The sequence below is a fragment of the Litorivita pollutaquae genome (assembly GCF_003205515.1).
Lineage (GTDB): Bacteria > Pseudomonadota > Alphaproteobacteria > Rhodobacterales > Rhodobacteraceae > Litorivita > Litorivita pollutaquae.
Window position 1 is genome coordinate 68,721 of record NZ_KZ826483.1, and the last position, 25,316, is coordinate 94,036.

Annotated in this window: 23 protein-coding genes; 12 read left to right on the top strand and 11 right to left on the bottom strand. The window is 59.1% G+C overall.

Features of this window, described 5'->3' with window-relative positions:
- The first annotated feature begins 99 nt into the window (after positions 1-99).
- On the top strand, positions 100-2,700 hold the full coding sequence (locus tag DI396_RS06905) for a TIGR02302 family protein (protein WP_110795468.1): 2,601 nt from the start codon (positions 100-102) through the stop codon (positions 2,698-2,700).
- 217 nt (positions 2,701-2,917) lie between these two features.
- Here DI396_RS06905 and DI396_RS16695 read toward each other — a convergent pair whose 3' ends face one another.
- On the bottom strand, positions 2,918-4,072 hold the full coding sequence (locus DI396_RS16695; protein WP_235851777.1) for a zinc-ribbon domain-containing protein: 1,155 nt from the start codon (positions 4,070-4,072) through the stop codon (positions 2,918-2,920).
- A 203-nt stretch (positions 4,073-4,275) separates the two neighbouring features.
- Here DI396_RS16695 and DI396_RS06915 point away from each other — a divergent pair, with 203 nt between their 5' ends.
- Genes DI396_RS06915 through DI396_RS06930 form a run of 4 tightly spaced genes read left to right on the top strand, consistent with a single transcriptional unit; the run spans position 4,276 to position 7,186 of the window.
- Positions 4,276-4,953 carry a cell division ATP-binding protein FtsE gene (locus DI396_RS06915; protein WP_110795773.1) on the top strand — a complete coding sequence of 226 codons (678 nt, stop codon included), beginning with the start codon at positions 4,276-4,278 and terminating at the stop codon, positions 4,951-4,953.
- Between the two features lie 2 nt (positions 4,954-4,955).
- Positions 4,956-5,852, top strand: a complete 897-nt coding sequence (locus DI396_RS06920; protein ID WP_110795469.1) for a cell division protein FtsX — start codon at positions 4,956-4,958, stop codon at positions 5,850-5,852.
- Between the two features lies 1 nt (position 5,853).
- Positions 5,854-6,597 (top strand): lysophospholipid acyltransferase family protein, encoded by a 744-nt coding sequence (locus DI396_RS06925; protein ID WP_110795470.1) that lies wholly within the window; start codon positions 5,854-5,856, stop codon positions 6,595-6,597.
- Complete coding sequence (locus tag DI396_RS06930; RefSeq protein WP_110795471.1) at positions 6,584-7,186, top strand: pyridoxamine 5'-phosphate oxidase family protein; 603 nt, start codon at positions 6,584-6,586, stop codon at positions 7,184-7,186. Before DI396_RS06925 ends, DI396_RS06930 begins: the two co-directional genes overlap by 14 nt.
- Positions 7,187-7,278: 92 nt before the next feature.
- Here the strand turns inward: DI396_RS06930 and lpdA are convergent, their stop codons facing one another.
- The 10 genes from lpdA to DI396_RS06975 form a co-directional block, all read right to left on the bottom strand.
- Positions 7,279-8,667 carry a dihydrolipoyl dehydrogenase gene (gene lpdA / locus DI396_RS06935; protein WP_110795472.1) on the bottom strand — a complete coding sequence of 463 codons (1,389 nt, stop codon included), beginning with the start codon at positions 8,665-8,667 and terminating at the stop codon, positions 7,279-7,281.
- A 110-nt stretch (positions 8,668-8,777) separates the two neighbouring features.
- Positions 8,778-9,173, bottom strand: a complete 396-nt coding sequence (locus DI396_RS06940; protein ID WP_110795473.1) for an MAPEG family protein — start codon at positions 9,171-9,173, stop codon at positions 8,778-8,780.
- Positions 9,170-10,021, bottom strand: coding sequence for a class I SAM-dependent methyltransferase (locus DI396_RS06945; protein WP_110795474.1), 852 nt, complete (start codon positions 10,019-10,021; stop codon positions 9,170-9,172). Before DI396_RS06945 ends, DI396_RS06940 begins: the two co-directional genes overlap by 4 nt.
- Positions 10,018-10,422 carry a hypothetical protein gene (locus tag DI396_RS16415; RefSeq protein WP_162617174.1) on the bottom strand — a complete coding sequence of 135 codons (405 nt, stop codon included), beginning with the start codon at positions 10,420-10,422 and terminating at the stop codon, positions 10,018-10,020. The genes DI396_RS06945 and DI396_RS16415 overlap by 4 nt, the downstream gene beginning before the upstream one ends.
- Before the next feature lie 116 nt (positions 10,423-10,538).
- Positions 10,539-12,044 (bottom strand): 2-oxoglutarate dehydrogenase complex dihydrolipoyllysine-residue succinyltransferase, encoded by a 1,506-nt coding sequence (gene odhB / locus DI396_RS06950; protein ID WP_110795475.1) that lies wholly within the window; start codon positions 12,042-12,044, stop codon positions 10,539-10,541.
- A gap of 3 nt (positions 12,045-12,047) precedes the next feature.
- The gene (locus DI396_RS06955; RefSeq protein WP_110795476.1) at positions 12,048-15,008 is read right to left on the bottom strand and encodes a 2-oxoglutarate dehydrogenase E1 component; all 2,961 of its coding nucleotides are present in this window, start codon (positions 15,006-15,008) and stop codon (positions 12,048-12,050) included.
- 150 nt (positions 15,009-15,158) lie between these two features.
- Positions 15,159-16,046 (bottom strand): succinate--CoA ligase subunit alpha, encoded by an 888-nt coding sequence (sucD, locus tag DI396_RS06960; RefSeq protein WP_110795477.1) that lies wholly within the window; start codon positions 16,044-16,046, stop codon positions 15,159-15,161.
- A gap of 4 nt (positions 16,047-16,050) precedes the next feature.
- Complete coding sequence (gene sucC, locus DI396_RS06965; RefSeq protein ID WP_110795478.1) at positions 16,051-17,247, bottom strand: ADP-forming succinate--CoA ligase subunit beta; 1,197 nt, start codon at positions 17,245-17,247, stop codon at positions 16,051-16,053.
- Between the two features lie 291 nt (positions 17,248-17,538).
- Positions 17,539-18,501, bottom strand: coding sequence for a malate dehydrogenase (mdh, locus tag DI396_RS06970; RefSeq protein ID WP_110795479.1), 963 nt, complete (start codon positions 18,499-18,501; stop codon positions 17,539-17,541).
- Positions 18,502-18,997: 496 nt separating this feature from the next.
- Positions 18,998-19,309, bottom strand: coding sequence for a hypothetical protein (locus DI396_RS06975; RefSeq protein ID WP_204362811.1), 312 nt, complete (start codon positions 19,307-19,309; stop codon positions 18,998-19,000).
- A gap of 363 nt (positions 19,310-19,672) precedes the next feature.
- Here DI396_RS06975 and DI396_RS06980 point away from each other — a divergent pair, with 363 nt between their 5' ends.
- The 7 genes from DI396_RS06980 (at position 19,673) to sdhA (ending at position 25,297) form a co-directional block, all read left to right on the top strand.
- Positions 19,673-20,530, top strand: coding sequence for an HpcH/HpaI aldolase/citrate lyase family protein (locus DI396_RS06980; RefSeq protein ID WP_110795480.1), 858 nt, complete (start codon positions 19,673-19,675; stop codon positions 20,528-20,530).
- A 77-nt stretch (positions 20,531-20,607) separates the two neighbouring features.
- Entirely contained in the window at positions 20,608-21,153 is a 546-nt protein-coding gene (locus DI396_RS06985; RefSeq protein WP_110795481.1) for an NnrU family protein, read from the top strand.
- 27 nt (positions 21,154-21,180) lie between these two features.
- Positions 21,181-21,387, top strand: a complete 207-nt coding sequence (locus DI396_RS06990; RefSeq protein ID WP_110795482.1) for a DUF1737 domain-containing protein — start codon at positions 21,181-21,183, stop codon at positions 21,385-21,387.
- On the top strand, positions 21,387-22,418 hold the full coding sequence (locus tag DI396_RS06995; protein WP_110795483.1) for a MaoC family dehydratase: 1,032 nt from the start codon (positions 21,387-21,389) through the stop codon (positions 22,416-22,418). The genes DI396_RS06990 and DI396_RS06995 overlap by 1 nt, the downstream gene beginning before the upstream one ends.
- Before the next feature lie 290 nt (positions 22,419-22,708).
- Positions 22,709-23,092 (top strand): succinate dehydrogenase, cytochrome b556 subunit, encoded by a 384-nt coding sequence (gene sdhC, locus DI396_RS07000; protein WP_110795775.1) that lies wholly within the window; start codon positions 22,709-22,711, stop codon positions 23,090-23,092.
- Between the two features lie 11 nt (positions 23,093-23,103).
- On the top strand, positions 23,104-23,475 hold the full coding sequence (sdhD, locus tag DI396_RS07005; RefSeq protein WP_110795484.1) for a succinate dehydrogenase, hydrophobic membrane anchor protein: 372 nt from the start codon (positions 23,104-23,106) through the stop codon (positions 23,473-23,475).
- Between the two features lie 16 nt (positions 23,476-23,491).
- On the top strand, positions 23,492-25,297 hold the full coding sequence (sdhA, locus tag DI396_RS07010) for a succinate dehydrogenase flavoprotein subunit (protein WP_110795485.1): 1,806 nt from the start codon (positions 23,492-23,494) through the stop codon (positions 25,295-25,297).
- Positions 25,298-25,316: the final 19 nt, after the last annotated feature.

Sequence of the window (25,316 nt, forward strand, 5' to 3'; positions counted from 1 at the left end):
AACGGGCGCATAAGCTCGGGGGGAACCCCGCGTCGCCGTTTGATTCTTCCTCGGGTGGGTGCTGCGGGATGCTCCGTTTTGAGGGGCTGAAAGGACGGCATGAGCGGAGCGAAACCTCCTTTGGATACGGCGCTCAAGGCGCTTCGGTGGCCTTTGGCCCTCACCCGTGCGGGCTTGTTTGCCGAGCGCGGGGCCAAGGCGTTTTGGCCACTTTGGTCAGTTCTGGTCGCGGCGCTTGGGGCGCTGATGCTTGGGCTGCACGAGGTGCTGCCGGTCGAAGTGGTTTGGGCTCTGACGGTATTGGCGGTGCTTGGGGCCTTGTGGTTTGCGGGGCGCGGGGCGCTGCGTTTTCGGTTTCCGACGCGGGCCGAGGCGCTGGCGCGGTTGGATGCCAGTTTGGCCGGGCGTCCATTGCAGGCGCTTGCCGACCGGCCCGCGATGGCCGCAGATGCCGCCAGTGCGGCGCTTTGGGCCGCGCATCAATCGCGGATGGCCGAGCGTACTAAAGGCGTGAAACCGGTGCCGGGCGATGTGCGCTTGTCGCGGCGCGATCCTTTCGGGTTGCGCTATGTGGCTTTGTTGTTGCTCCTTCTCGGGTTGCTGTTTGGATCGTTCTGGCGGGTCCGATCGGTGGCGGGCATGGGGCCGGGAGGCGGCGCAGCTCTGGCCTCTGGGCCGACATGGGAGGGCTGGCTCGCGCCGCCGCCCTATACCGGATTGCCGGTGCTGTATTTGCCGGACATCCCCGCCGGCACGATGAAAGCGCCACAAGGTAGCCGCATCACCTTGCGGTTCTATGGCGAGGTCGGCGCGTTGAGCCTGTCGGAAACCGTATCGAAGCGCCGCGATGCTGTGCCGGCGGCCTCAGATCCGGCGCAGGAATTTACCGTCGGACAAAGCGGAGAATTGGCAATCAACGGCGCCGGCGGACGGATTTGGGATATTGATGTGACGCCGGATACTGCGCCGCAGGTGCGCATAACCGCCCCTGCCGATGTGTCGATGCGCGGCGAAACCACGCTGCCGTTCGAGGCGGCGGACGACTATGGCGTGATCTCGGGCCGCGCGGTGATCGCGCTGGATCTGGAGGCGCTGAACCGGCGGTATGGTCTGGCCGCCACGCCGGAGCCGCGCGCGCCAATTGAGGCACAGTTGCCAATGCCGATCACGGGCAACCGGGCAGCGTTCGAAGAAAACCTGATCGAGAATTATTCGAAACACGCTTGGGCCAATTTGCCGGTGCGGGTGACGCTTTATGCCACCGATGCGGTAGGCCAAGAGGGCGCGAGTGATGCGGCGGCGATGCGGCTTTCGGCGCGGCGGTTCTTTGATCCTTTGGCGGCTGCCGTGATTGAGTTGCGGCGTGATCTTTTGTGGACGCGGGTGAATGCACCGCGCACGGCACAGCTTTTGCGCGCCATGTCTTACGAGCCTGAAGGGTTGTTTCGCGATGATGGTGATTATTTGCAATTGCGCATGATTTTACGGCGACTTGAGGCGGCGCTTGTGGCGGGTGAACTGGAAGACGACGCCCGCGACGAGATTGCCGAGGCGATGTGGGCCTTGGCCCTACAGCTGGAAGAGGGGGATTTGGAAGATGCGCGGGCGCGGATGAAGCGTGCGCAAGACCGTTTGTCCGAAGCGATGAAGCGCGGTGCCAGCGAGAATGAAATCGCAGAGTTGATGCAAGAGTTGCGCGATGCCACCGCCGATTATATGCGCCAATTGGCCCGTGAGCAGAACGAGCAATCCGAAGCGCCGCAAAGCGCACAAAACGGTGGCAGCATGCAGATGACGCAAAACGATCTGCAAAAAATGATGGACCGGATTCAGGAGTTGATGGAGCAGGGCCGCATGGCGGAAGCGCAGCAGGCTTTGGCCGAACTGCAAGAGCTGCTTGAGAATATGCGGATTGCGCAGGGTCAGGGACAAGGCATGCAATCGCCGGGCGCACAGGCCATGGACGGCCTGTCGGATACATTGCGCGATCAACAATCCTTGTCCGATCAAGCGTTCCGCGATTTGCAAGATCAATTCAACCCGGGTCAACAACAGGGCCAGCAAGGTCAAACGGGCGAGTCAGGACAATCAGATCAGCCGGGGGAAAACGGACAGGGCGGAGAAGGCCAATCCGGTCAGGCGGGCAATGGTGGCTCCGGCGGAATGGGTCAGGAGGGGCAGGGTGGTTCGCAGGATTTGGCGGAAAACCTGTCCGACCGGCAACGCAGCTTGCGTCAGGAGCTGAGCCGCCAACGTAGCAATTTACCGCAAGCGGGCACCGAAGGCGGGGAGGCGGCGCGCGAGGCTCTAGACCGTGCAGGCGAGGCGATGGAGGGGGCGGAAGAGGCGCTGCGTGAAGGCGATCTGGCCGAGGCCATCAACCGCCAAGCCGAGGCCATGGATGGGCTGCGGGATGGAATACGTAATCTGGGGGAGGCAATGGCCGAGTCCTCTGGGGCGGGCGAACGCGGGCAACAACAGGCCCAAGGCGAAGGCCAAGGAGGGCAAAGCGGCGGCCGTGATCCTTTGGGCCGGATGCAGGGGAGCACCTCGTCTGACGCCGATGGCGGGCGTGGCTATGATCCTGATGCCTACGGACAAGCGCTTGAGTTGCTGGACGACTTAAGGCGGCGCGCCGGAGAGTTGTCCCGACCGGAAAAAGAACGCGACTATTTCAAACGGTTGCTCGAGCGGTTTTAGATGCGCTGCTGCCGTGCAGGGGGTGCGTGGCGATGGCGGCGCGGTGTGAGAGACGGCGCGGTCTAAGCGGGCGCAGTCCGTCCATGCGGGCGGCCGGATGTCCACAGTCCTGAAGAAAGGCGCGGCGATATGGGGCACCACCCTCTTCTATGGGATGCTGCCATTGCTGCGCGCGGCGGAGCTTCTGCGGGTCCAGATGGGCGCGGGGCGCACGGCGTCAGTTTTTGGTTTCGCGAACGGCAGGTTGCGGTGCGCCTGCCATACCATCCATACTTGTCATCATGGCGACCATTTTGTCGTCCAACCACGCGCGGGCGTCGTCAACTTTGGCGGCATATCCGTTGACCACGGGGGCCAAGACCGGAAGAGCGGCGGAAATCCGTCCTGCATTGGCATAGATCACGATCAGCACCACCGTAATGAGCAGCGTCATCCCAAAGCCGGAGAGGAATCCGCGTTTTTGGGATGGTTGTGTCAGCGCGCCTTCCTGATCATCGGCGGACGCTGGGCGGCGGTCCCGTGAAGAGCGAAGCGTCGAGTTGATCTCTTCGATGTCGGGGAGCAGATCTCGGCGAGACCCGCCCACGGCGCTCACGGTGGCCGCGTGTTCAGGTGCGGGTTCGGGTTCGCCGCGCATTCGCGCCATGCGCAATTGTGCTTCGCGTTCGCGGCGGCCGGTTTCACCGGAGGGCTCTTCGAGACCGAGATCGCCCTGGCTTTCGAAATCGCTGCCATTTTCGGCGGCACGGGCCCGGGTTTCCCGGGCGGCTTCTTCACGTAAAAGCTCGGCGACCGAGGGATCGAGTTCACGGCGCGGTGGCGCGGGAGGGTCTTGCAGCGGCGGGTGGCCTTGGCCTTCGTCGGCGCCGGTCTCATCTTCGTAATAGTCGTCTTCGGGCGGCACCCAAGTGATGATTTCTTCCTCGGTGTGACCGGTGGCTTCCTCGTCGGTGTGATCTTCCGCAGGGAGCGCAGTGTCAGTCTCAGCCTCGGTGGCGTTCGGCGCCTCGGCGGGGAGCGTGTCGTCGGCGATTTCGATGAAGGGCGCTTGCTCTTCTTGCGCGCTGTCGTCTTGGGAATCCTCGCTCACCTCGTAATCGGGGGCATTGTCTTCCAAAGTTTCGATGCCCTCACCGGTCCAATCGTCTTGATCCTCTTGGGTGTCATCGGGCGTCGTCACCTCGACGGGATCGACGAAGCTTGCGCGCTCGGCGGCCTGCGCGGCCTCTTCGGCGGCGGCATTGATTTGATCGGGGTGTTGTTGGAACCATGTATCGCCGCAGCTCGAGCATTGCACATCGCGGCCGTTTTCCGGAATAACATCCTCCGGAACTTCATATTGTGCCCCACAATTCGGGCATACTAACCGCATTTCGCCCCCACGCCGCGTTCTCCGGCTCTACCTGCTGCTGTAACGTTAACCTTAGAGCGTTTCACTGCAACGGAAAAGAGCAAAGGAAATGCAACACCTGTGGATTGAATATATGGCGTGTCTGAGGCACAACAGGCGCGGATACTGCGAGACGCAGAGATTGGGAGCCGCGCGTGCAATGGCGGGGCGAGGGGACGCGCGGCGTGATTGAGCTAGAGAATGTGGCCTATAGCTATGGCGGCGGCGAGTTGTTGACCGACATTTCGTTGAAATTGGCCCCCGGATCGTTTCATTTTCTGACTGGTCCCAGCGGTGCGGGCAAAACTACGTTTTTGAAATTGTGTTATGGCGCATTGATCCCGACGGCAGGTCACGCGCGTTTGTTCGACACCGATGTGCGCGCCATGACCCGTGATGACGCCGCCTTGGCGCGGCGGCGCATTGGCGTGGTGCATCAGGATTGCCAGTTTCTCGATCACTTGCCTCTGGCCGATAATGTCGCGCTGCCGCTTACTGTATCGGGGCGCGATACATTGGCCGAGGCCGCGAACCTCAAAGAACTGTTGGGCTGGGTTGGCTTGACCTCGCGCAGCGCCGCCCTGCCGCCGGAATTGTCGGGCGGGGAACGTCAACGCGCCGCTTTGGCACGGGCGGTGATTATGTCACCGGATGTGGTTTTGGCCGATGAACCGACCGGGAACGTCGATTGGGAAATGTCGCAAAGACTCCTCAAGCTGTTGATAGAGCTTAATAAGATGGGGAAAACGATCATGATCGCGACTCATGATATGAACCTGATCCGCGCCGCCAAAAGCCAAGTGCAGGCGCGGGTGTTGCGGATCGCCCAGCGGCGATTGCAATTGGCCGGAGCGGATTTGTGAACATGGTTTCGGCGCTATTGGCCTTTGCGGCGGGGGACCGGCAAGCCGACCGCGTGGTGCCGCCAACCGGATTTACCGCGCGGTTGACCCTGTTTGCGGCGGCGGCAATGGCGTTTTTGGCGGTCTTTGCTTTGGCGCTTTCACTGGCGACAGGGCGGCTTGCGGATCGCTGGGGCGAAGAATTGACCCGATCCTCGACGCTGCGGATTTCCGCCCCCGCCGATCAAATCCAAGCCCAAACCGAAGCCGCATTGCGGGTCTTGCAAACCACCCCGGGTGTTGCCTCGGCGCGGCCACTGAGCGATGAGGAGCAGCGCGCCTTGCTGGAGCCATGGTTTGGTCCCGATATGCCGGTGGATCAATTGCCGATCCCGCAACTCATCGACATCACAGAGACCGCAGACGGATACGATGCGCAGGGGCTTCGGTTGCGGCTTGCGGGGGAAGTGCCCGGTGCGGTTCTGGACGATCACACCCGTTGGCGGGTGCCGATGGTGCGGGCGGCGTCAAGGTTGCGGCTCTTGGGGTGGGTGTCGATCCTGTTGATCGGCGGCGCGATGGCGGCAATGATCACATTGGCGGCGAATGCGGCTTTGGCAGCAAATGCCCAGGTGATCGCCGTGATGCGGCTTGTCGGGGCGCGTGACGGGTATATCGCGCAGGCCTTCGTGCGCCGGTTCACCCTGCGCGCGTTGGGCGGCGCAGCAGCGGGCACCGCAGCAGGGATCCTCGCGGTGATGCTTTTACCCTCGGCCCAAACGGACGGCGGGTTCTTGACCGGCCTCGGGTTTCAGGGTCTGCATTGGTTTACCCCGTTGATGATCCCGCCGGCGGCAGCTTTGGTCGGGTTTCTGGCCACCCGCGCGGCAGCCACCAAGACACTTAAGGAGCTTCCCTAATATGCGCTACGCTTTGCAATGGCTCCGCTCTCTGATCTTCGAGATCAACCTATATCTGTCGATGTTGGTGTTGGGGATTGTGTTCCTGCCGTGGACTTTGTTCAGCGCCCGCGGCGCTTTCCTTGCGTGCAAATCCTATTGCCGTTGGATCCGGTGGAGCGCAGCGTGGATGGTCGGATTGCGCAGCGAAGTGCGCGGCACACCGCCCACGGGTGAGGTCATGGTCGCAGCCAAGCATCAATCGTTCTTTGATATTCTGATGATCTTTGACGCTGTGCCGGCGGCCAAATTTATCATGAAAAAGGAAATCCTCTATACGCCGATCATTGGGCAATATGCCTATCGTATTGGCTGTGTGCCCGTGAGCCGTGGCAAACGCGGCGCGGCGATCAAGAAGATGGTTGCGGATGTGGCGGCGGGGCTCACCAATCCGGGGCAATTGGTCATTTACCCGCAGGGCACCCGCGTCGCACCGGGGGCAGATGTGCCCTATAAGGTCGGCACGGCGGTGCTTTATACGGATTTGGATCAAGATGTGGTGCCCGTCGCCACCAATGCCGGTGTGTTTTGGCCACGGCGCGGGATTTATCGCAAACCGGGTCTGGCGGTGGTCGATTTTCTGCCAGCAATCCCGAAGGGGCTGGAGCGGCGCGCGTTTATGCAGCAGCTCGAGCAAACGATCGAAACCCGTTCCGATGCCTTGATGGCCGAGGCGCGGCAAGGACGGCCCGATGCCAAAGATTGAGACAATCGCGGCGTTGGAGGCGCTCTATGGCGTCCCTTCGCAAGCGGCGGTGCGCAAGGTCGCCAAACGGCTGACACCGATGTATCGCAGATGGATCGAGGCGGCGCGTTTTTGTGTCTTGGCCACGGTCGGGCCACAGGGCACCGATGCCAGCCCGCGCGGCGATGATGGCCCCGTGGTATTGGAATTGGACCCCGGTCATGTAGCGATTCCCGATTGGCGCGGCAACAACCGTTTGGATTCATTGCGTAATATCGTTTTGGATGGGCGGGTGTCGTTGATGTTTATGGTGCCGGGTGAAAACACGGTGGTGCGGATCAATGGCCGCGCATGGGTCAGCGATGATATGGCTCTGCGCGAAAAGTTTACCCAACGCGCCACCCATCCGGCGACCGTCACGGTGGTTGAGATTGCCGAAGTCTACTCGCAATGCCCGAAAGCCCTGATGCGGTCCGGGCTTTGGGCGCGCAACGACAAAGCGTTGGTGCCGACCCTTGGGCAAATCCTGTCGGAAATGACTGACGGTGAAATCGGCGCCGAGGATTGGGATAAGAATTATCCCAAACGCGCCGGCGAGACGCTTTGGTAACGTACTGGGCACCATGGGCCGCAAAATGACGCGCCCGAAATAGAAAAGGCCGGAGGGATGCTCCGGCCTTTTGCATATGTGTGGGAGTGAATTCAGGCGTGGATCGCCCCGTCACCGCAGGCCAGAGCGGCTTCGCGCACGGCTTCGGAAAACGTCGGGTGGGCGTGGCAGGTCAAGGCCACATCCTGTGCCGAAGCGCCAAATTCCATCGCAACGCAAATCTCGTGGATCAAATCGCCGGCGCCGGGGCCAATGATATGACATCCAAGCACGCGGTCGGTGTCCTTGTCGGCCAGAAGTTTTACAAAACCGTCACCGGCGAACACGGCTTTGGCGCGGGCGTTGCCCATGAAGGGGAATTTGCCAACCTTATAAGCGCGGCCCGCTTCTTTGAGTTGCTCTTCGGTGGCACCAACCGAGGCGACCTCAGGATGGGTGTAGATCACGCCGGGGATGACGCCGTAATTCACATGGCCATGGTTGCCGGCCAGAACTTCGGCGCAGGCCATGCCCTCGTCTTCGGCTTTGTGGGCCAACATCGGACCCTCGATCACATCGCCAATGGCATAGAGGCCTTTGACGTTGGTGGCCCAGTGGTCATCAGTCTTGATCTGGCCGCGCTGGGTCATTTCAACGCCGAGTGCCTCAAGCCCAAGGCCGTCCACGTAAGGGCGGCGGCCGGTGGCAACGAGAACGACATCGGCGTCGACCGTTGTTTCACTGTCGTCTTTCTTCAGCTTGTAGGTGACTTTGGCTTTGGTTTTCGTGGCCTCGACGCCCTGGACCGCCGCGCCCATGATGAACTCAAGCCCTTGCTTTTTCAGCATGCGTTGGAAGGTTTTTTGCACCTCGCCGTCCATGCCGGGGGTGACGACATCCATGTATTCGATCACCGTCACGTCGGAGCCGAGGCGTTTGTAAACCGAGCCAAGTTCGAGCCCGATAACACCGGCGCCGATCACGACCATTTTTTTCGGCACCTTGGGCAGTTCAAGCGCGCCGGTGGAGGAAATTACGATTTTCTCGTCGATCTCGACACCGGGCAGGGACGAGGCTTCGGATCCGGTGGCAACGATGATGTTCTTGGCGTTGTGCACCTCTTCGCCGACCTTGACCTGACCTGCGGCGGGAATGGTTGCCCACCCTTTGATCCAATCGACTTTGTTCTTTTTGAACAAGAACTCGATGCCCTTGGTGTTGCCCTCGACGGTTTCGTCTTTGTAGGCGAGCATCTGTTTGAAATCGACGGAAGGGGATTTTCCCTTGAGGCCCATTTTCGCAAAATTATGCTCGGCTTCGTGCAACATATGGCTGGCATGAAGCATCGCCTTGGAGGGGATGCAGCCGACGTTCAGGCAGGTACCGCCAAGGGTTTCGCGCCCCTCGACACAGGCCACCTTGAGGCCAAGCTGTGCGCAGCGGATGGCCGCGACATAGCCGCCGGGGCCTGCACCAATGATGATCGCATCGTAATTCGCCATGGGGTTCTCCTTGGGTCAGAATAGCATGTGTTGATCCGGGGTCTCGGGGGCGATGCCCCCGAAAAAACAGGCCGTGCCTGCCCCTGGATCAGTATCGGAAATATAAAGCATTAGAACAATGCCGCGAAGTAGAGCAGGGCGCAGCAGGCCAATGCCACGATCCAAATTACGCTGCGCCAGGGTTGCCAGCCAAGCGCATAGGCCGGCGTATAAAGCACGCGCGCCGCGAGGTAGATGGCGGCGGCGGATTTGGTCACCATCGTGGATTGATCGGTCACCGCGATGAGCATCATGGCCAGGCCAAAAAGCGGCAGCATCACCGCGCTGTTGTCATAGGCGCGCATCAAACGGGCGGTGGCCGGGCGCATTTGCTGCGTGGGCATGTGGTCGCGGGGGCCGAGGCTATATTCGGTTCCGACATCGACATTGGCCCGGTAGGAGGCGAAGGCAAATTGCCCGATATGCAAAAGGCCCGCGAGGGCGAGGATGGTGAGTTCGAAGGTCATGGGTTGGTTCCTTTTCGAGGGCGCAGCAGGTAGCTGATCTGGATCGCACTGCGTTTGTTCATCGCACTGCCAGTGGTGTCGCGATCAAGGTCGGTGCCATACCAACGGTCGCCAAACCGCGCACCCAGACGGGGCGAGATCATCCCAAGGATAAGCGCGTATTTGGCGCGTTGGAACAGTCCGATGGAGCGTTCGGCAATGAAGCGCTTCTCGATCTGGCGCAGCGTGGCGGCATCAAAGGGAAATTCCCATGCGGCATCGGTTTGAAACGGGCGAAAGGCCGCACGAAAGGCGCGGGCGGGCAGCCAGCTTTGCAGCGGGTCGAGGGTGATGATTTTGGCGTTCCGTGCCGCGAGCGCGTCAATCCGGTCGAACAGCACCTCGATATGGCGGAAATGATGAAACACCGAATGGGCGTAGATCACATCAAAACCGGTTTCGGTGAGCGTGTCATCCAAAATGTCGCCGCTGTGGAAATAGGTGTTCTGCCGCGCCCCGAGGCGGGTTTTCAACTCTTCTACCTGCATCGGGCTCAGATCAATCGCGTGGTATTCACCGGCATGATCGGCGAGGTATTCAGATAAGGCCGTGCCGGTGCCGCAACCCAGCTCCAATACCTTCTTGCCGGAAAGATCCCCGATCCAGTCGCGGTGTTTGGCATAAAACTCTGCCCGCATATCATCTGAAACCGCCGCGCTGGCCCGCGCCCGCAGCCAACGCCACAGGTTGGTTGCGGGGCTGTTGATCTCGGAAATTGCGCCGCCGTCGGTTTGGTCATAATAGGCCCGCTGCGCCAGATTGGTCCGGAGCATTTCGTCACGAGGGTCGCTGGGGCGGGGTGATATCATGATCCGATCGACCTCGCGAAACCGCCAAGAAGGCCGCCGGTAAAACGGCCTGCATTGGAGTAATTCTCGGCACTCTGACTGTCCGTTTGGACGGGTTCTGAGAGGCTTCTTTCTGCGTCACCCAAATGTCTTTGGCGACCAAGTGGAGAAAACCCAAAAGAGGTTGAAACAGGCCGTGAAACGATACCGGATGCTGATCCACTGACCTCACGGCGGACACTATCTGTTCTGATTATGCCTTCGCGTGCGAGCCGATTGATGCAAGGGGAAAAGAATGAAACAAACTTTTCGGGGTCTAGTTCAAGTTCATCAAAACTCATTTGTGGGTCTTGGATTCCCCATTCGATCAATGGTGCGATGATCTTCGCAATGACGACTTCACTTATCTCAATATCTGTCATTGCCGCCAATTCCTTGTACAGAACCTATGTGTTCTCGGTACATCGGGAAGAAATTACCCGACCTCATTTATCACGCTGATACCAGAGGTCGAGTAATGCGATCGTCGCTATGGACCTTACAGATCCATCAACAACCGGCGCGGATCTTCGAGCGCTTCTTTGACGCGCACGAGGAAGGTCACCGCGCCTTTGCCGTCAACGATGCGGTGGTCATAGGAGAGCGCCAGATACATCATCGGGCGGATCACGACCTCGCCGTTGATGGCCATGGGGCGGTCTTGGATTTTGTGCATGCCGAGGATGCCCGATTGCGGCGGGTTGAGGATCGGCGAGGACATCAGCGACCCGTAGACGCCGCCGTTGGAGATGGTGAAGGTGCCGCCCTGCATTTCGGCCATGGACAGTTTGCCATCACGGGCACGGGCGCCTTTTTCGGCGATGGCTTTCTCGATCTCGGCAAAGGACATCGCATCGGCGTCACGGATCACCGGCACCACAAGGCCCGTGGGCGTGCCCGCAGCGATCCCCATATGGACAAAGTTTTTATAGACCACATCGGTGCCGTCGATTTCGGCGTTCACTTCCGGCACCTCTTTGAGGGCATGCACGCAGGCCTTGGTGAAGAAGGACATGAAGCCGAGTTTGACGCCGTGCTTTTTCAAGAACAGATCTTTGTATTCGTTGCGCAGGGCCATCACCTCGGTCATGTCCACCTCATTAAAGGTGGTGAGCATGGCGGCGGTGTTTTGGCTGTCCTTGAGGCGGCGCGCGATGGTTTGGCGCAGACGCGTCATCTTCACGCGCTCTTCGCGTGCGGCATCATCGGAGGACACCGGCGCACGCGGCGCGGCGGCGGCAGGGGCAGGCGCGGCATTGGCACCGGCGGCGATGGCCTTGGCGACGTCTTCTTTCATCACGCGGCCATCACGGCCCGATCCGGTCACCGCGTCGCGGTTGATGCCGGCTTCGGCCATGGCTTTCTTGGCTGCCGGAGCATCCTCGATGTCCTTGCCGCCCGACGCCACCGCAGGGGTCGCCGTCGCGGGGGCCGCTGCCGGGGCCGATGCCGCCGCACCGGCAGAACCGGAAATCACGCCGAGCTTTGCCGCCGCATCGACAGTCGCGCCTTCCGCAGCGGTGATTTCGGTCAAAACACCCGCAGCAGGCGCGGGCACTTCGACCGAGACTTTATCCGTTTCGAGTTCGCAGAGCATTTCGTCCTGCGCCACGGTGTCGCCGACCTTTTTAAACCATGTGGAGACGGTCGCTTCGGTGACGCTTTCGCCCAAGGTGGGGACCATCACATCCACGGCCTCATCGGAGGCTTCGGCGGCGGGTGCTGCGGCTTTGCTGTCGGATTTGGCGGGGGCAGGGGCCGCGCCTTCGCCTTCGGTGATCGTGGCCAAAAGCGCATCTACGCCAACGGTTTCGCCTTCGGCGGCGACAATTTCGCCCATGGTGCCTGCAGCGGGCGCGGGCACTTCGACGGTCACCTTATCGGTTTCCAACTCGCACAGCATCTCATCTGCAGCGACCGGATCGCCGGGTTTCTTGAACCAAGTGGCCACAGTGGCTTCGGTCACGGATTCGCCAAGTGTGGGGACGCGGACTTCGGTGGTCATGGTTTATTTCCCTTCGATGGTCAGCGCAGCGTCGATCAGCGCTGCTTGTTGTTTCTTGTGTTGCGTGGCAAGGCCGGTGGCCGGCGAGGCAGAGGCCGGACGGCCCGCATAGGAGGGGCGGCCATGCTTGGCTTTGATCCGGCCAAGCGCCCATTCGATATTCGGCTCGATGAAGGTCCATGCGCCTTGGTTTTTCGGCTCTTCCTGACACCACACCATTTCGGCGCCTTTGAAGCGTTCCAATTCATGCACGAGAGACATGGCGGGGAAGGGATAGAATTGCTCGATCCGCAGCAGGTAGACATCGTCGATCCCACGGGCATCGCGTTCCTCAAGCAGGTCATAGTAGACCTTGCCCGAACACATGACGACCCGTTTGATGTCTTTGTCCTTGACCAGTTTGGTGTCCGAGCTGCCCTTTTCGGCATCATCCCAAAGCACGCGGTGGAAGCTGCTTCCGGTGGTGAAGTCATCTGCCGTTGAGACGGCCAATTTGTGGCGCAGCAAGGATTTCGGCGTCATCAGGACGAGCGGCTTGCGATAGCTGCGGTGCAATTGGCGGCGCAGGATGTGGAAGTAGTTCGCAGGTGTGGTGCAATTGGCCACGATCCAGTTGTCACCGCCGCACATTTGCAAGAACCGTTCGAGGCGCGCGGACGAATGTTCTGGCCCCTGTCCTTCGAACCCGTGCGGGAGCAGCATCACAAGGCCCGACATGCGCAGCCATTTGCTTTCGCCGGACGAGATGAATTGGTCAAACATGATCTGCGCGCCATTGGCGAAATCGCCGAACTGCGCTTCCCACATCACCAAGGCGTTGGGTTCCGACAGAGAATAGCCGTATTCAAAGCCCAGAACCGCATATTCCGACAGCATCGAATCGATGACTTCATAACGCGCCTGACCTTCGCGGATCGCGTTGAGCGGATAGTAGCGCTCTTCGGTCTCTTGGTTGATAAAGGCAGAGTGGCGTTGGCTGAATGTGCCGCGGGTGCTGTCCTGACCGGAAAGGCGTACGGGGTAGCCTTCGGTCAAAAGCGAGCCAAAGGCCAAAGCTTCGCCGGTGGCCCAATCAAAGCCTTTGCCGCTGTCGAACATGGCCTTTTTGGCGTCGAGCAAACGGCCCACGGTTTTGTGGACCGGGAACCCATCGGGAACGGAGGTCAGCCCGTTGCCCACTTCGGCCAAAGTTTCGGGCGAAATGGACGTTTCGCCGCGTTGATATTCTTCGCCCTCGCGATTGAGATGCGACCAGCGCCCGTCAAGCCAATCGGCCTTGTTGGGTTTGTATTCCTTGCCGGCCTCGAATTCGTCGTTGAGATAGGCTTGGAAGGCCGCCTTCATGTCTTCGATCTCGCCCTCGGGGATGAGGCCGTCAGCGACAAGGCGCTCGGTGTAAAGCGACAGCGTGGTTTTGTGGCGCTTGATCTGGTTGTACATGATCGGGTTGGTGAACATGGGCTCGTCGCCCTCGTTATGCCCGAACCGGCGATAACAGAAGATATCCAGAACCACATCTTTGTGGAATTTCTGGCGGAACTCGGTGGCGACGCGCGCGGCATGCACCACGGCTTCGGGATCGTCGCCGTTGACATGGAAAATCGGCGCTTCGACCATCAATGCAATATCGGTCGGATAGGGGGACGAACGCGAGAAATGCGGCGCGGTGGTAAATCCGATCTGGTTGTTCACAACGATATGGATGGTGCCGCCGGTGCGGTGTCCGACAAGGCCCGAAAGACCAAAGCATTCGGCCACAACGCCCTGCCCCGCAAAGGCCGCATCGCCATGCAACAGGATCGGCAACACAGCCGTGCGGTCGGCATCTTGCAATTGCGCTTGTTTGGCGCGGACCTTGCCCAGAACAACGGGGTTCACGGCCTCAAGATGCGACGGGTTTGCCGTCAGCGACAGGTGCACGGTGTTGCCGTCAAATTCGCGGTCGGACGAGGCGCCGAGGTGGTATTTCACATCGCCCGAGCCGTCGACGTCTTCGGGTTTGAAGCTGCCGCCCTGAAATTCGTTGAAGATCGCGCGGTAAGGTTTGCCCATAACATTGGCCAGAACCGACAAACGCCCGCGGTGGGGCATGCCGACGACGATGTCCTGAACGCCCAGATTGCCGCCGCGTTTGATGATCTGCTCCATCGCGGGGATGAGGCTTTCGCCACCATCAAGACCAAAGCGTTTGGTGCCCATGTATTTGACATGGAGGAATTTCTCAAAGCCTTCGGCCTCGACCAATTTGTTCAAAATCGCCTTGCGGCCCTCGCGGGTGAACTGGATCTCTTTGCCATAGCCTTCGATCCGCTCTTTGAGCCAACCGGCCTCTTCAGGGTTCGAAATATGCATGTACTGCAATGCAAACGTGCCGCAATAAGTGCGTTTGACGATATCCATGATCTGGCGCAGCGAGGCGATTTGCAGGCCGAGCACCTGATCAATAAAGATGGGGCGGTCCATGTCCGCTTCGCTGAAACCATAGGCTTTGGGATCCAGCTCGGGATGCGCATCCCGCCCGTGCAGGCCAAGCGGATCGAGATCGGCCGCAAGGTGGCCGCGAATACGGTATGCGCGGATGATCATCAATGCGCGGATGCTGTCTAACACGGCGCGCTTGACCGCGTCATCTGACAGTTCGACACCTTTTTCCGATGCTTTGGCTTTGATCTTGTCGCCTGCGCCTTTGGCCTCGGCAGGTACGGCCCATTCGCCGGTCAACGCAGAAGTCAGATCGTCATTGGGGACGGGAGGCCAATCGTTGCGCCCCCAAGAGGGGCCGGAGGCCTCGGCCTTAACGTCTAGGTCCGCATCACCAAGTGCGCGGAAAAACTCTTGCCACGCTTCATCGACCGCATTGGGATCATTGGCGTACCGGGCATACATCTGCTCTAGATATTCCGCATTATGCCCCTGCATGAAGGAAGAGGCATGGAAAGTGTCGTTAGGGCTTTGGTCGTTCATGTGACGGGCTCCCGAGACCAGGTGTGAAAAGCTGCGTGAGAGAGACCCGCTTGGCAGGTCCCCGTCACGGGGCTTTTGGCTTTGCTCAGGACCAAGGTAGGTCCTGAGCATTGGTTTGCGAGGGGGCGCAAAATCTGTGCCCCGACGGGATTAGCCGTTCTTGATCGCTTCCATGACCGCTTCGCCCAATGTGGCGGGGCTGTCGGCAACGACGATGCCGGCGGCTTTCATCGCTTCGATCTTGCTTTCCGCATCGCCCTTGCCGCCCGCGACAATCGCGCCGGCGTGGCCCATGCGGCGTCCGGGAGGGGCGGTGCGACCCGCGATGAAACCAGCCGTCGGTTTCCAGCGGCCTTTCTTTTTCTCATCGGCCAGGAATTGCGCGGCTTCTTCTTCGGCAGAGCCACCAATTTCACCGATCATGATGATCGATGTGGTTTCCGGATCGGCGAGGAACATCTCGAGCACGTCGATATGTTCGGTGCCTTTGATCGGATCGCCGCCGATACCCACAGCCGAAGATTGGCCAAGGCCCATGTCTGTGGTCTGCTTCACGGCTTCATAGGTCAAGGTGCCCGAGCGCGACACAACACCGACCGAACCACGTTTGTGGATATGGCCGGGCATGATGCCGATTTTGCAGGCATCCGGCGTGATGACACCGGGGCAGTTCGGGCCGATCAGGCGCGATTTGGAGTTCTCCAAGGCACGTTTCACCTTCATCATGTCGAGCACCGGAATGCCTTCGGTGATGCAAACGATCAATTCCATTTCGGCGTCGATCGCCTCAAGGATACTGTCGGCCGCGAAGGGAGGCGGGACATAGATCACGGAGGCGTTTGCTTCGGTGCGTTCCATGGCTTCGTGGACGCTGTCAAAGACCGGCAGGTCCAGGTGGCTTGTGCCGCCTTTTCCAGGTGTCACGCCGCCAACCATTTTGGTGCCATATGCGATGGCTTGTTCCGAGTGGAATGTGCCCTGCGAGCCGGTGAGGCCCTGACAGATCACTTTGGTGTTTTCGTCGATAAGGACTGCCATTGGATTAACCTTTCACCGCTTTCACGATCTTCTGAGCGCCGTCTTTCAAGTCGTCCGCCGCGATCACGTCGAGGCCGGAGTTGTTGATGATGGCTTTGCCTTCTTCCACGTTGGTGCCTTCGAGGCGGACAACCAACGGAACCTTGAGGCCGACTTCCTTGACCGCAGCGACAACGCCTTCGGCGATGACGTCACAGCGCATGATGCCGCCGAAGATGTTCACGAGGATGCCTTTGACCTGTGGGTCCGAGGTGATGATTTTGAACGCTTCGGTCACCTTCTCTTTGGTCGCGCCGCCACCTACGTCAAGGAAGTTGGCAGGCTCTGCGCCGTAGAGTTTGATGATATCCATTGTCGCCATGGCAAGACCGGCGCCGTTGACCATGCAACCGATTTCGCCGTCGAGGGCGATGTAGTTGAGGTCGTATTTCGAGGCTTCAAGCTCTTTGCTGTCTTCTTCGGTCTCGTCGCGCAGCGACAGGACATCGGAATGACGATAGAGCGCGTTGCCGTCAAAGCTGACTTTGGCGTCGAGCACTTTGAGGTCGCCGGAGCCTTCGAGAACGATCAACGGGTTGATCTCGAGCATCTCCATGTCTTTGTCGAGGAAGGCACGGTAGAGGTTGCCCATCAAGGCGACACATTGTTTGACCTGCGCGCCCTTGAGGCCGAGCGAGAAGGCGATACGGCGGCCGTGGAAGGCTTGATAGCCGGTGGCCGGATCAACCGAGAAGGACAGGATTTTTTCGGGGGTCGACGCGGCGACCTCTTCGATGTCCATGCCGCCTTCGGTGGAGCAAACGAAGGAGACGCGCGATGTTTGGCGATCTACGAGCAATGCGAGGTAAAGCTCGTTCTCGATGTCCGAACCGTCTTCGATGTAGATACGGTTGACCTGTTTGCCCGCGGGGCCGGTCTGATGGGTCACAAGGGTGCGGCCCAGCATCTTCTTGGCTTCTTCAGCCGCCTCTTCAACGGAGAAAGCAAGGCGCACGCCGCCTTTTTCGCCGGCTTCGGCTTCTTTGAAAGAACCCTTTCCGCGGCCGCCTGCATGGATTTGCGCTTTGACAACCCAAAGTGGGCCGCCCAATTCGCCAGCAGCGGCTTTGGCGTTCTCGGCCTTCAGGACGGCACGTCCCTCGGAGACCGGAGCGCCGTATTCGCGAAGCAGTGCTTTCGCCTGATACTCGTGGATGTTCATAAGACTGTCCCGTGTTGCTACGATTGCATCGGTATAGGCATAAGGTTACCCCCCGTTTAAGGGATTTTTTGGCTAAGGCAGCGATTTTGGGGTGTTTTCTGCATTTTGTGATCACAGCTTTTAATCGTGTGATCACAAAAGGGTGGCACTTGAGAATGCGCTGCCCCGCCGAGTCGTCACATGTGTTGGCGCTGCGGCGTGGGGCGGTATGTGCTTTGGTGGGAGCGAAAGGCGCAAAAGGCGCCCCCTAGGGGACGCCCTCTTTTGAAATCTCGATACAACGCGCTGCGATTAAGCGAGCGAAGGATCGATCTCTTTACACGCAGCCACCAAACCTTTGACCGCGTCGACGGATTTGTCGAACATGGCTTGCTCGTCTTTGTTCATCTTGATGTCGATGACTTTTTCGATGCCGTTCGCGCCGATCACTGTGGGCACGCCAACATAGAAGCCGTCGAGGCCAAGCGCACCGTCTACATAGGCGGCGCAAGGCAGAACGCGCTTTTGGTCCTTGAGGAACGACTCGGCCATTTCGATCGCCGAGGTTGCGGGCGCGTAGAAGGCAGAACCGGTTTTCAGCAGGCCAACGATTTCGGCGCCGCCATCACGGGTGCGCTGGATAATCGCGTCGAGCTTGTCTTGCGTGGTCCAGCCCATTTCGACCAGATCGGGCAAAGGAATGCCGCCAACGGTCGAGTAACGCGCCAAAGGCACCATCGTGTCGCCGTGACCGCCCAGAACGAATGCGGTGACGTCTTTCATCGACACGCCGAATTCAACCGAGAGGAAATGCCGGAAACGCGCGCTATCGAGAACACCCGCCATGCCGCATACTTTTTCATGGGGCAGACCGGAGAATTCGCGCAAGGCCCAAACCATCGCGTCGAGCGGGTTGGTGATGCAGATAACGAAAGCGTTCGGGGCGTGGGCGGCAATGCCTTCGCCGACCGACTTCATCACTTTGAGGTTGATGCCGAGCAAATCGTCGCGGCTCATGCCGGGCTTGCGCGGCACACCGGCGGTCACGATGCAGACATCGGCGCCTGCGATATCTTCGTAGGATTGTGTGCCCGACAAGGTCGCATCGAAGCCCTCGGAGGGGCCGGATTCTGCGATGTCGAGCGCTTTGCCTTCGGGGGTGCCTTCGGCAATGTCAAAGAGAACAACGTCGCCGAGTTCTTTCAGCGCTGCGAGGTGGGCAAGGGTGCCACCGATCTGTCCTGCGCCGATGAGGGCAATCTTGGGTCTGGCCATGGATCTATCTCCGGTCCGTTTGAAATCGCGCATGGCGTAGTGCGGAATTGCTGCCCGCGCAAGGGTGCCGCGCTGCGGCGGGACGGTGAAACGACCGGTTTCGGATTGAGGTGTCTGGCGTAAAGTTGTTTTAAATCAATTTTTTAAGTGCGTCGATCGGCAGCCGTCTGCTGCTTCAGCTTTTTTGCAAGTGCAGGGCCTGTTGTGCGGTTTACGGGGGGCTTCAAGGATGATTTGGGCTTTTGCACATCCTGTGCCTCTTCCACGATTCTGGTGTTGCAAGATGCTCTGGGTCAAAGGCTTGCCGGGATATTTCGCTTTGCATTCCCAAGGGTACGGATCAGTGAACGCTGGTCTGGGTCACAAACGCTATCTTGCTAATAATAATGTGAAGTCTGCTTTGAGCCTATCGCGTCCCGGCTCATAAAGTGTTCACACAAAAATGGCGCACCCGAAGGACGGGTACGCCGCAGTGTGCTGGGTCGTTTAAGAGGGCTTAGGCGTCATTGCCTTCTGCGGGCAGAGCCTCGGCCAGTTCCTCAAAGGCTTGGCCCGAGGCGACAAGGCAGGTTATGCCCGAAGGCATCGTCACGGTGATGGTCCATGTGCCGCTTTCGTCAGAGGCAAACACCTCAACCAGCTGATTGTTGGTGCCAAGCCCGATGGATTGACGGGTTTCGCCGTAGCCGGAGGCGAGGCGTTCAACCACGACTTCGCGGGGACCGCAGGATTGTCGGGTCTGCGCCGCGGCGCCATTGGCCGCAAGCGCGGCGATCAGGAAGGGAATACTTTTTATAAGCAGTTTCATAGCGTTAACCTTTTGCCCAATGGGGAAACCGCTTGTGAGGGCTGCATATGTTCAGGGAACCACGTTCCTGCGGCCGGTCTGGCTTCCGTTTTCTCATCCTGCGCAGGTTGCGTTTTCGCGGTATCTGGCTGCATCGCCCGACGGGCCGCCATGTTATCTTGCGCATGAGAGAAGACTGCGCCTTGGCCCTGAAGTTAAGGTTAATCCGCCGCCCGTTCGGTCGAATTGTAGTTATTTCAAGCGGTGAACCGGGCCTGCTAGCCTTGTCTGGCTGGGTTTTTTCTGCATTGCGGCGCAAACCCACTTGAATATTTGTGCAAAAAAGTGCCAGTTGCAGCGCAACATTATTACCGGAGAGTTAAAATGGACCAGACCGACCGCCCCTACCGTTCCGTGCTGTATATTCCCGGCTCCAAGGAGCGCGCACTGGATAAAGCGCGCAGCTTGCCGGTGGATGCGATTATCTTTGACCTTGAGGACGCCGTGACGCCCGATGCCAAAGTCGAGGCGCGCACCACCTTGAAGGCCGCACTTGATCAGGACGGCTATGGCGGCCGGGCCAAGATCATCCGTATCAACGGGCTGGATACCGAATGGGGCGCTGGTGATGTCGCGGCGCTGAAGGATTGCGATGTTGATGCGTTTCTTTTGCCCAAGGTGAATAGCGTGGCGGATATCAATGCGCTTTCGGATTTGCTCGGCAACGGCAAGGCCATTTGGGCGATGATGGAAACGCCTTTGGGCATTCTGAATGCGCTTGAAGTGGCCGCGCATCCGCAATTGACCGGTTTTGTCGCGGGAACGAATGATCTGGCCAAAGAGCTTAATTGCCGGGCGCGCGCCGACCGGTTGCCGATGATGATGGCGCTTCAGCAGATCTTGCTTGCTGCGCGCGCCCATAACGTCATCGCGATTGACGGGGTTTACAACCAATATAAAGACGAAGAAGGCCTGAAGGTAGAATGCGATCAGGGCCGCGATCTTGGCTATGACGGCAAGACCTTGATCCACCCTGCGCAGGTCGCCGTCACCAATGACGCCTTCGCGCCGTCCGAAGCCGATATCGACCTTGCGCGTCGCCAGATTGCCGCGCTTAACGAGGCCGAGGCCGCAGGCCAGGGCGTTGCCGTGGTTGACGGCAAAATCGTCGAAAACCTGCACGTCGAAACTGCGAAGAAGCTGCTCGCCAAGGCGGCGGCTATTGCCGCCTTGGCAGAATAAGCGCACCCTTAGGCGAATACGGATAGGCAGGGCGTCTCAGTATAAGGGATGCCCGCCCAACAACAGGGACGACAGCCATGACATTATTAGTTCTCGGAATCGCACTTTGGATTGGTGCGCATTTACTCAAACGCCTTGCGCCCGATCTGCGCACCAGCATGGGCGAGAAGCGCGGGCGGGGGATCATTGCATTGGTGATCTTTGCGTCGCTGGTGATGATGGTTGTCGGGTTTCGCGCCGCACCGCATATTGATGTCTGGTATCCGCCGAGCTTTTTCACCCATATCAACAACCTGTTGATGCTTTTGGCGGTGTTCCTCTTTGCCATTTCCGAATCCAAAGGCGCCTTGCGGGCGAAAATCAAACACCCGCAGCTCTATGCGGTGAAGACATGGGCCGTGGCGCATTTGCTGGTGAATGGGGATCTCGCCTCAATCGTGCTATTTGGCGGCATGCTGTTCTGGGCTGTGATGTCGGTCGTATTGATCAACCGTAGCGGTGAATTCGTGCCCAAAGAGGCCGGCCCAGCCAAACGCGATATCATCACTGTGATCGCGACGCTCGTCGCCTTTGTGGTGATTTCTGCTATTCATTCCTGGCTTGGCTATTCCCCCTTCGCTTGAGGCCAACCCCGATAAGGTTACACAATTATGCCAGACATTTACCGCCTGCTGACCGAAGACGATACCTCGGCCTTTTGCCATAAAGTGAGCGAGGCGCTGGGCAAGGGATGGGGGCTTTATGGCGATCCGACCTATGCCTTCGATGCGGCGCGCGGCGTGATGCGCTGTGCCCAAGCGGTCGTGAAGACGATCGACACGCCCTATACCCCCGATATGAAATTAGGAGAGCAATAATGGCCAAGACGAATGCCGGTCGTTTTTTTGAGGATTACAAACTTGGCGATGTGATCGAACACGCGGTGCCGCGTACCGTCTCGGGGGGCGAGCGCGCGCTTTACCACGCGCTTTATCCGGCGCGCCATGCGCTCTATTCCTCTGACGAGTTCGCCCGTGCCAGCGGCCTGCCGACCGCACCGATTGATGATCTGGCGGCGTTTCACGTGGTATTTGGCAAGACCGTGCCGGATGTGTCGCTCAACGCGGTGGCCAACCTTGGCTATGCCGAAGGGCGCTGGCTCTTGCCGGTCTACGCGGGCGATACCCTGCGCGCGACCTCCGAAGTGATCGGCCTTAAGCAAAACTCCAACGGCAAGACCGGTGTTGTTTACGTGCGCACACGGGGCCTCAATCAACGCGATGAGGTGGTGATGGAATATGTGCGCTGGGTTATGGTGCGTAAAAACAACCTTGATGCACCCGCGCCGGACCCGGTTGTGCCTGAATTGACAAAGGTATTGTCGGTTGAGGATCTGGCCATCCCCGCTGGCCTGGATTTCACCAATTACGACTTCACCCTCGCGGGCGAGGCACACCGCTGGGGCGATTATGAGCTGGGCGAGCAAATCGACCATGTTGATGGCGTCACCATCGAAGAAGCCGAACATATGATCGCGACCCGCCTTTGGCAAAACACCGCCAAAGTGCATTTCGACGCGACCTTCCGTCCTGACGGTCAGCGCCTGATCTATGGCGGCCATGTGATCTCGATGGCGCGCGCGCTGTCGTTCAACGGTCTGGCCAATGCGCAGATGATCGTCGGCCTTAACGGCGGGGCCCATGCCAATCCGTGCTTTAGCGGGCTGACCGTCAAAGCATGGTCAGAAGTGCTCGACAAACGAGAGACCTCCGCGCCGGGTGTCGGTGCGATTCGCCTGCGCCTTGTGGCGACCTCGGGCGGCGCACCCTTTGCGCTCAAAGGCGAGGACGGCAAATATTTACCTGAGGTTCTGCTCGATCTCGATTATTGGGCTTTGATGCCAGTCTAAAGAATTTTGCCTCCGGCGGGGATATTTAGGGAAAATAGAACGCGGCACAGGCTTCTTCTTTCTAAAAATATCCTCGCCGAAGGCACAAGAGTCGCGCGCAGCGCGTTATTCGGCGCGGGCAGATAAAAATTTCGCATTTTGTGATCACGCAGTTATTCCCTGTGATCACAAGATGTGCAAAATCTTCACTTTTGCAGTATTTTCTCCGGCCTAGCCCGCGCCAGAGAGGTGACATGGCTGAAAAATCCGCTATGACAGGGGGCAGCAAGGGAACCCTGAAAGGATTTGATATGGCCGATGTGAATCGTGGCAACCGCCCGCTCTCGCCGCATCTTTCGATTTATCGCCCCCAGCTGACCTCTATCACGTCGATTTTGACGCGGATCACCGGCAATGCGCTGTTGATCTCGGCGCTTTTCATCGTTTGGTGGTTTCTGGCTGCGGCAACATCAGAAGAGTATTTCAATGTCGCCAATGGCGTGATCACAAGCTGGTTCGGCGATCTGGTGATGTTCTTTTCGGTTTTGGGCCTGTGGTATCATACATTGGCCGGTATCCGGCATTTGATCTGGGACAATGCTATCGGGCTTGACCTGCCGACCGCCTATAAGATGGGCTATGCGGTTTTGATCGGTTCTGTTGTTCTGACGGTTTTGACCGTCGTGATTTTGTAAGGGGGGCGAATATGCGTTATTTGACAGACCGCAAGAAAGCCGTCGGTATGGGATCGGCAAAGACCGGGACCGCGCATTTTTGGGCCATGAAGGTATCCTCTGTGGCACTGCTGCTCCTGGTGCCGTTGTTCGTGTTCACCTTCGGATGTGCGCTTGGCGGCACGTATGAAGAGGTGATGGCCTATTACAGCCGCCCGTTCCCTGCGATTGTTGCGGCACTGACCTTTATCATCGGCTTTAAGCATTTCAACGACGGCGCGCAGGTGCTGATCGAGGACTATGTTCATGGCATGGCGCAGAAGATCTCGCTGATCCTGCTCACCTGTATTTCCTATGCCGCAATGGCGACCGGCGTGTTCGCCATCGCCAAAATCGCGCTTTAAGACCGGAGTTCTAGCAATGGCTGCTTATGAATACGAAACGCACGAATATGACGTGGTTGTCGTTGGCGCCGGCGGGGCCGGTTTGCGTGCAACGCTTGGTATGGCGGAACAGGGGCTGCGCACTGCCTGCGTGACCAAGGTTTTCCCGACTCGTTCCCACACGGTTGCAGCGCAGGGCGGTATCGCGGCCTCGCTGTCCAATATGGGGCCTGATAACTGGCAGTGGCATATGTATGACACGGTCAAAGGCTCTGATTGGCTGGGTGATACGGATGCGATGGAATATCTCGCCCGCGAAGCCCCCAAGGCGGTTTACGAATTGGAGCATTACGGCGTTCCTTTCTCGCGCACCGAAGAGGGTAAAATTTACCAACGTCCCTTTGGCGGTCACACCACTGAATTTGGTGATGGTCCCCCCGTGCAGCGGACCTGCGCGGCGGCCGACCGGACCGGCCATGCGATCCTGCACACGCTTTATGGTCAATCCCTGAAGAACAACGCCGAGTTCTACGTCGAATATTTCGCCGTTGATTTGATCATGTCCGATGACGGTGTGTGTCAGGGTGTTGTTTGCTGGAAGCTCGATGACGGGACGTTCCACATTTTCAACGCCAAAATGGTGGTATTGGCCACGGGCGGTTATGGCCGTGCGTTTTTCTCTGCCACGTCTGCGCACACTTGCACCGGCGATGGTGGCGGTATGGTGGCGCGTGCGGGTCTTGCGTTGCAGGATATGGAATTCGTGCAATTCCACCCGACCGGCATCTATGGCTCCGGCTGTTTGATCACCGAGGGCGCGCGCGGCGAGGGGGGCTATTTGACCAACTCCGAAGGCGAGCGGTTTATGGAGCGCTATGCGCCCCAATATAAAGATCTCGCACCGCGCGATTACGTATCGCGGTCGATGACAATGGAAATCCGTGAAGGCCGCGGCGTTGGCGAGCATGGGGATCACATCCACCTGAACCTGTCGCATCTGCCACCCGAAGCTTTGGCCGAACGGCTTCCGGGGATTTCCGAAAGCGCCAAGATTTTCGCCGGTGTCGATGTCACCAAAGAGCCGATTCCGGTTTTGCCGACGGTGCATTACAACATGGGCGGCATTCCTACCAACTATTGGGGTGAGGTTCTCAACCCCACTGCTGAAGAGCCGAACGCCGTTGTGCCGGGCTTGATGGCCGTGGGCGAGGCGGGCTGTGCTTCTGTGCATGGTGCGAACCGTTTGGGTTCGAACTCTCTCATTGACCTTGTGGTCTTTGGCCGCGCCGCCGCGATCCGCGCCGGTAAGGTCGTCGATGCCGAAGGCGCGAACCCCGTGCTGAACCAAGCTTCGATTGACAGCGCTTTCGACCGTTTCGACGGGTTGCGTAATGCCAACGGTGGCACGCCGACGGCGGAGTTGCGACTCGAGATGCAGCGCACCATGCAATCGGATGCCGCTGTGTTCCGGACCGCCGAAACCATGAAAGAGGGCGTCGACAAGATGACCGAAATCGCTGCCAAATTGGGCGATTTGAAAGTCACCGACCGCAGCCTTGTGTGGAACTCGGATCTGATGGAAACGCTGGAGCTGACCAACCTGATGCCGAACGCTTTGGCGACCATTGTTGGCGCCGAAGCGCGTGAAGAAAGCCGCGGCGCTCATGCGCATGAGGATTTCGCCACACGTGACGATGAAAAATGGCGGGTTCACACGATCAGCCGCGTCACCGGTAACAAGGTAGACCTTGCCTACCGCCCCGTGGTTACCGAACCGCTCAGCACCGAAGCCGAAGGCGGTATCAGCCTCAAGAAGATCGCGCCGAAAGCGCGGACCTTCTGATGCGGGCGGGTGGTGTCAT

Bases quoted from the DNA above. Each gene is read 5' to 3' on its own strand.
- DI396_RS06905 (WP_110795468.1), top strand. From the start codon at position 100: ATGAGCGGAGCGAAACCTCCTTTGGATACGGCGCTCAAGGCGCTTCGG.
- DI396_RS16695 (WP_235851777.1), bottom strand. From the start codon at position 4,072: ATGCGGTTAGTATGCCCGAATTGTGGGGCACAATATGAAGTTCCGGAG.
- DI396_RS06920 (WP_110795469.1), top strand. From the start codon at position 4,956: ATGGTTTCGGCGCTATTGGCCTTTGCGGCGGGGGACCGGCAAGCCGAC.
- DI396_RS06925 (WP_110795470.1), top strand. From the start codon at position 5,854: ATGCGCTACGCTTTGCAATGGCTCCGCTCTCTGATCTTCGAGATCAAC.
- DI396_RS06930 (WP_110795471.1), top strand. From the start codon at position 6,584: ATGCCAAAGATTGAGACAATCGCGGCGTTGGAGGCGCTCTATGGCGTC.
- lpdA (WP_110795472.1), bottom strand. From the start codon at position 8,667: ATGGCGAATTACGATGCGATCATCATTGGTGCAGGCCCCGGCGGCTAT.
- DI396_RS06940 (WP_110795473.1), bottom strand. From the start codon at position 9,173: ATGACCTTCGAACTCACCATCCTCGCCCTCGCGGGCCTTTTGCATATC.
- DI396_RS06945 (WP_110795474.1), bottom strand. From the start codon at position 10,021: ATGATATCACCCCGCCCCAGCGACCCTCGTGACGAAATGCTCCGGACC.
- DI396_RS16415 (WP_162617174.1), bottom strand. From the start codon at position 10,422: ATGACAGATATTGAGATAAGTGAAGTCGTCATTGCGAAGATCATCGCA.
- odhB (WP_110795475.1), bottom strand. From the start codon at position 12,044: ATGACCACCGAAGTCCGCGTCCCCACACTTGGCGAATCCGTGACCGAA.
- DI396_RS06955 (WP_110795476.1), bottom strand. From the start codon at position 15,008: ATGAACGACCAAAGCCCTAACGACACTTTCCATGCCTCTTCCTTCATG.
- sucD (WP_110795477.1), bottom strand. From the start codon at position 16,046: ATGGCAGTCCTTATCGACGAAAACACCAAAGTGATCTGTCAGGGCCTC.
- sucC (WP_110795478.1), bottom strand. From the start codon at position 17,247: ATGAACATCCACGAGTATCAGGCGAAAGCACTGCTTCGCGAATACGGC.
- mdh (WP_110795479.1), bottom strand. From the start codon at position 18,501: ATGGCCAGACCCAAGATTGCCCTCATCGGCGCAGGACAGATCGGTGGC.
- DI396_RS06975 (WP_204362811.1), bottom strand. From the start codon at position 19,309: ATGAAACTGCTTATAAAAAGTATTCCCTTCCTGATCGCCGCGCTTGCG.
- DI396_RS06980 (WP_110795480.1), top strand. From the start codon at position 19,673: ATGGACCAGACCGACCGCCCCTACCGTTCCGTGCTGTATATTCCCGGC.
- DI396_RS06985 (WP_110795481.1), top strand. From the start codon at position 20,608: ATGACATTATTAGTTCTCGGAATCGCACTTTGGATTGGTGCGCATTTA.
- DI396_RS06990 (WP_110795482.1), top strand. From the start codon at position 21,181: ATGCCAGACATTTACCGCCTGCTGACCGAAGACGATACCTCGGCCTTT.
- DI396_RS06995 (WP_110795483.1), top strand. From the start codon at position 21,387: ATGGCCAAGACGAATGCCGGTCGTTTTTTTGAGGATTACAAACTTGGC.
- sdhC (WP_110795775.1), top strand. From the start codon at position 22,709: ATGGCCGATGTGAATCGTGGCAACCGCCCGCTCTCGCCGCATCTTTCG.
- sdhD (WP_110795484.1), top strand. From the start codon at position 23,104: ATGCGTTATTTGACAGACCGCAAGAAAGCCGTCGGTATGGGATCGGCA.
- sdhA (WP_110795485.1), top strand. From the start codon at position 23,492: ATGGCTGCTTATGAATACGAAACGCACGAATATGACGTGGTTGTCGTT.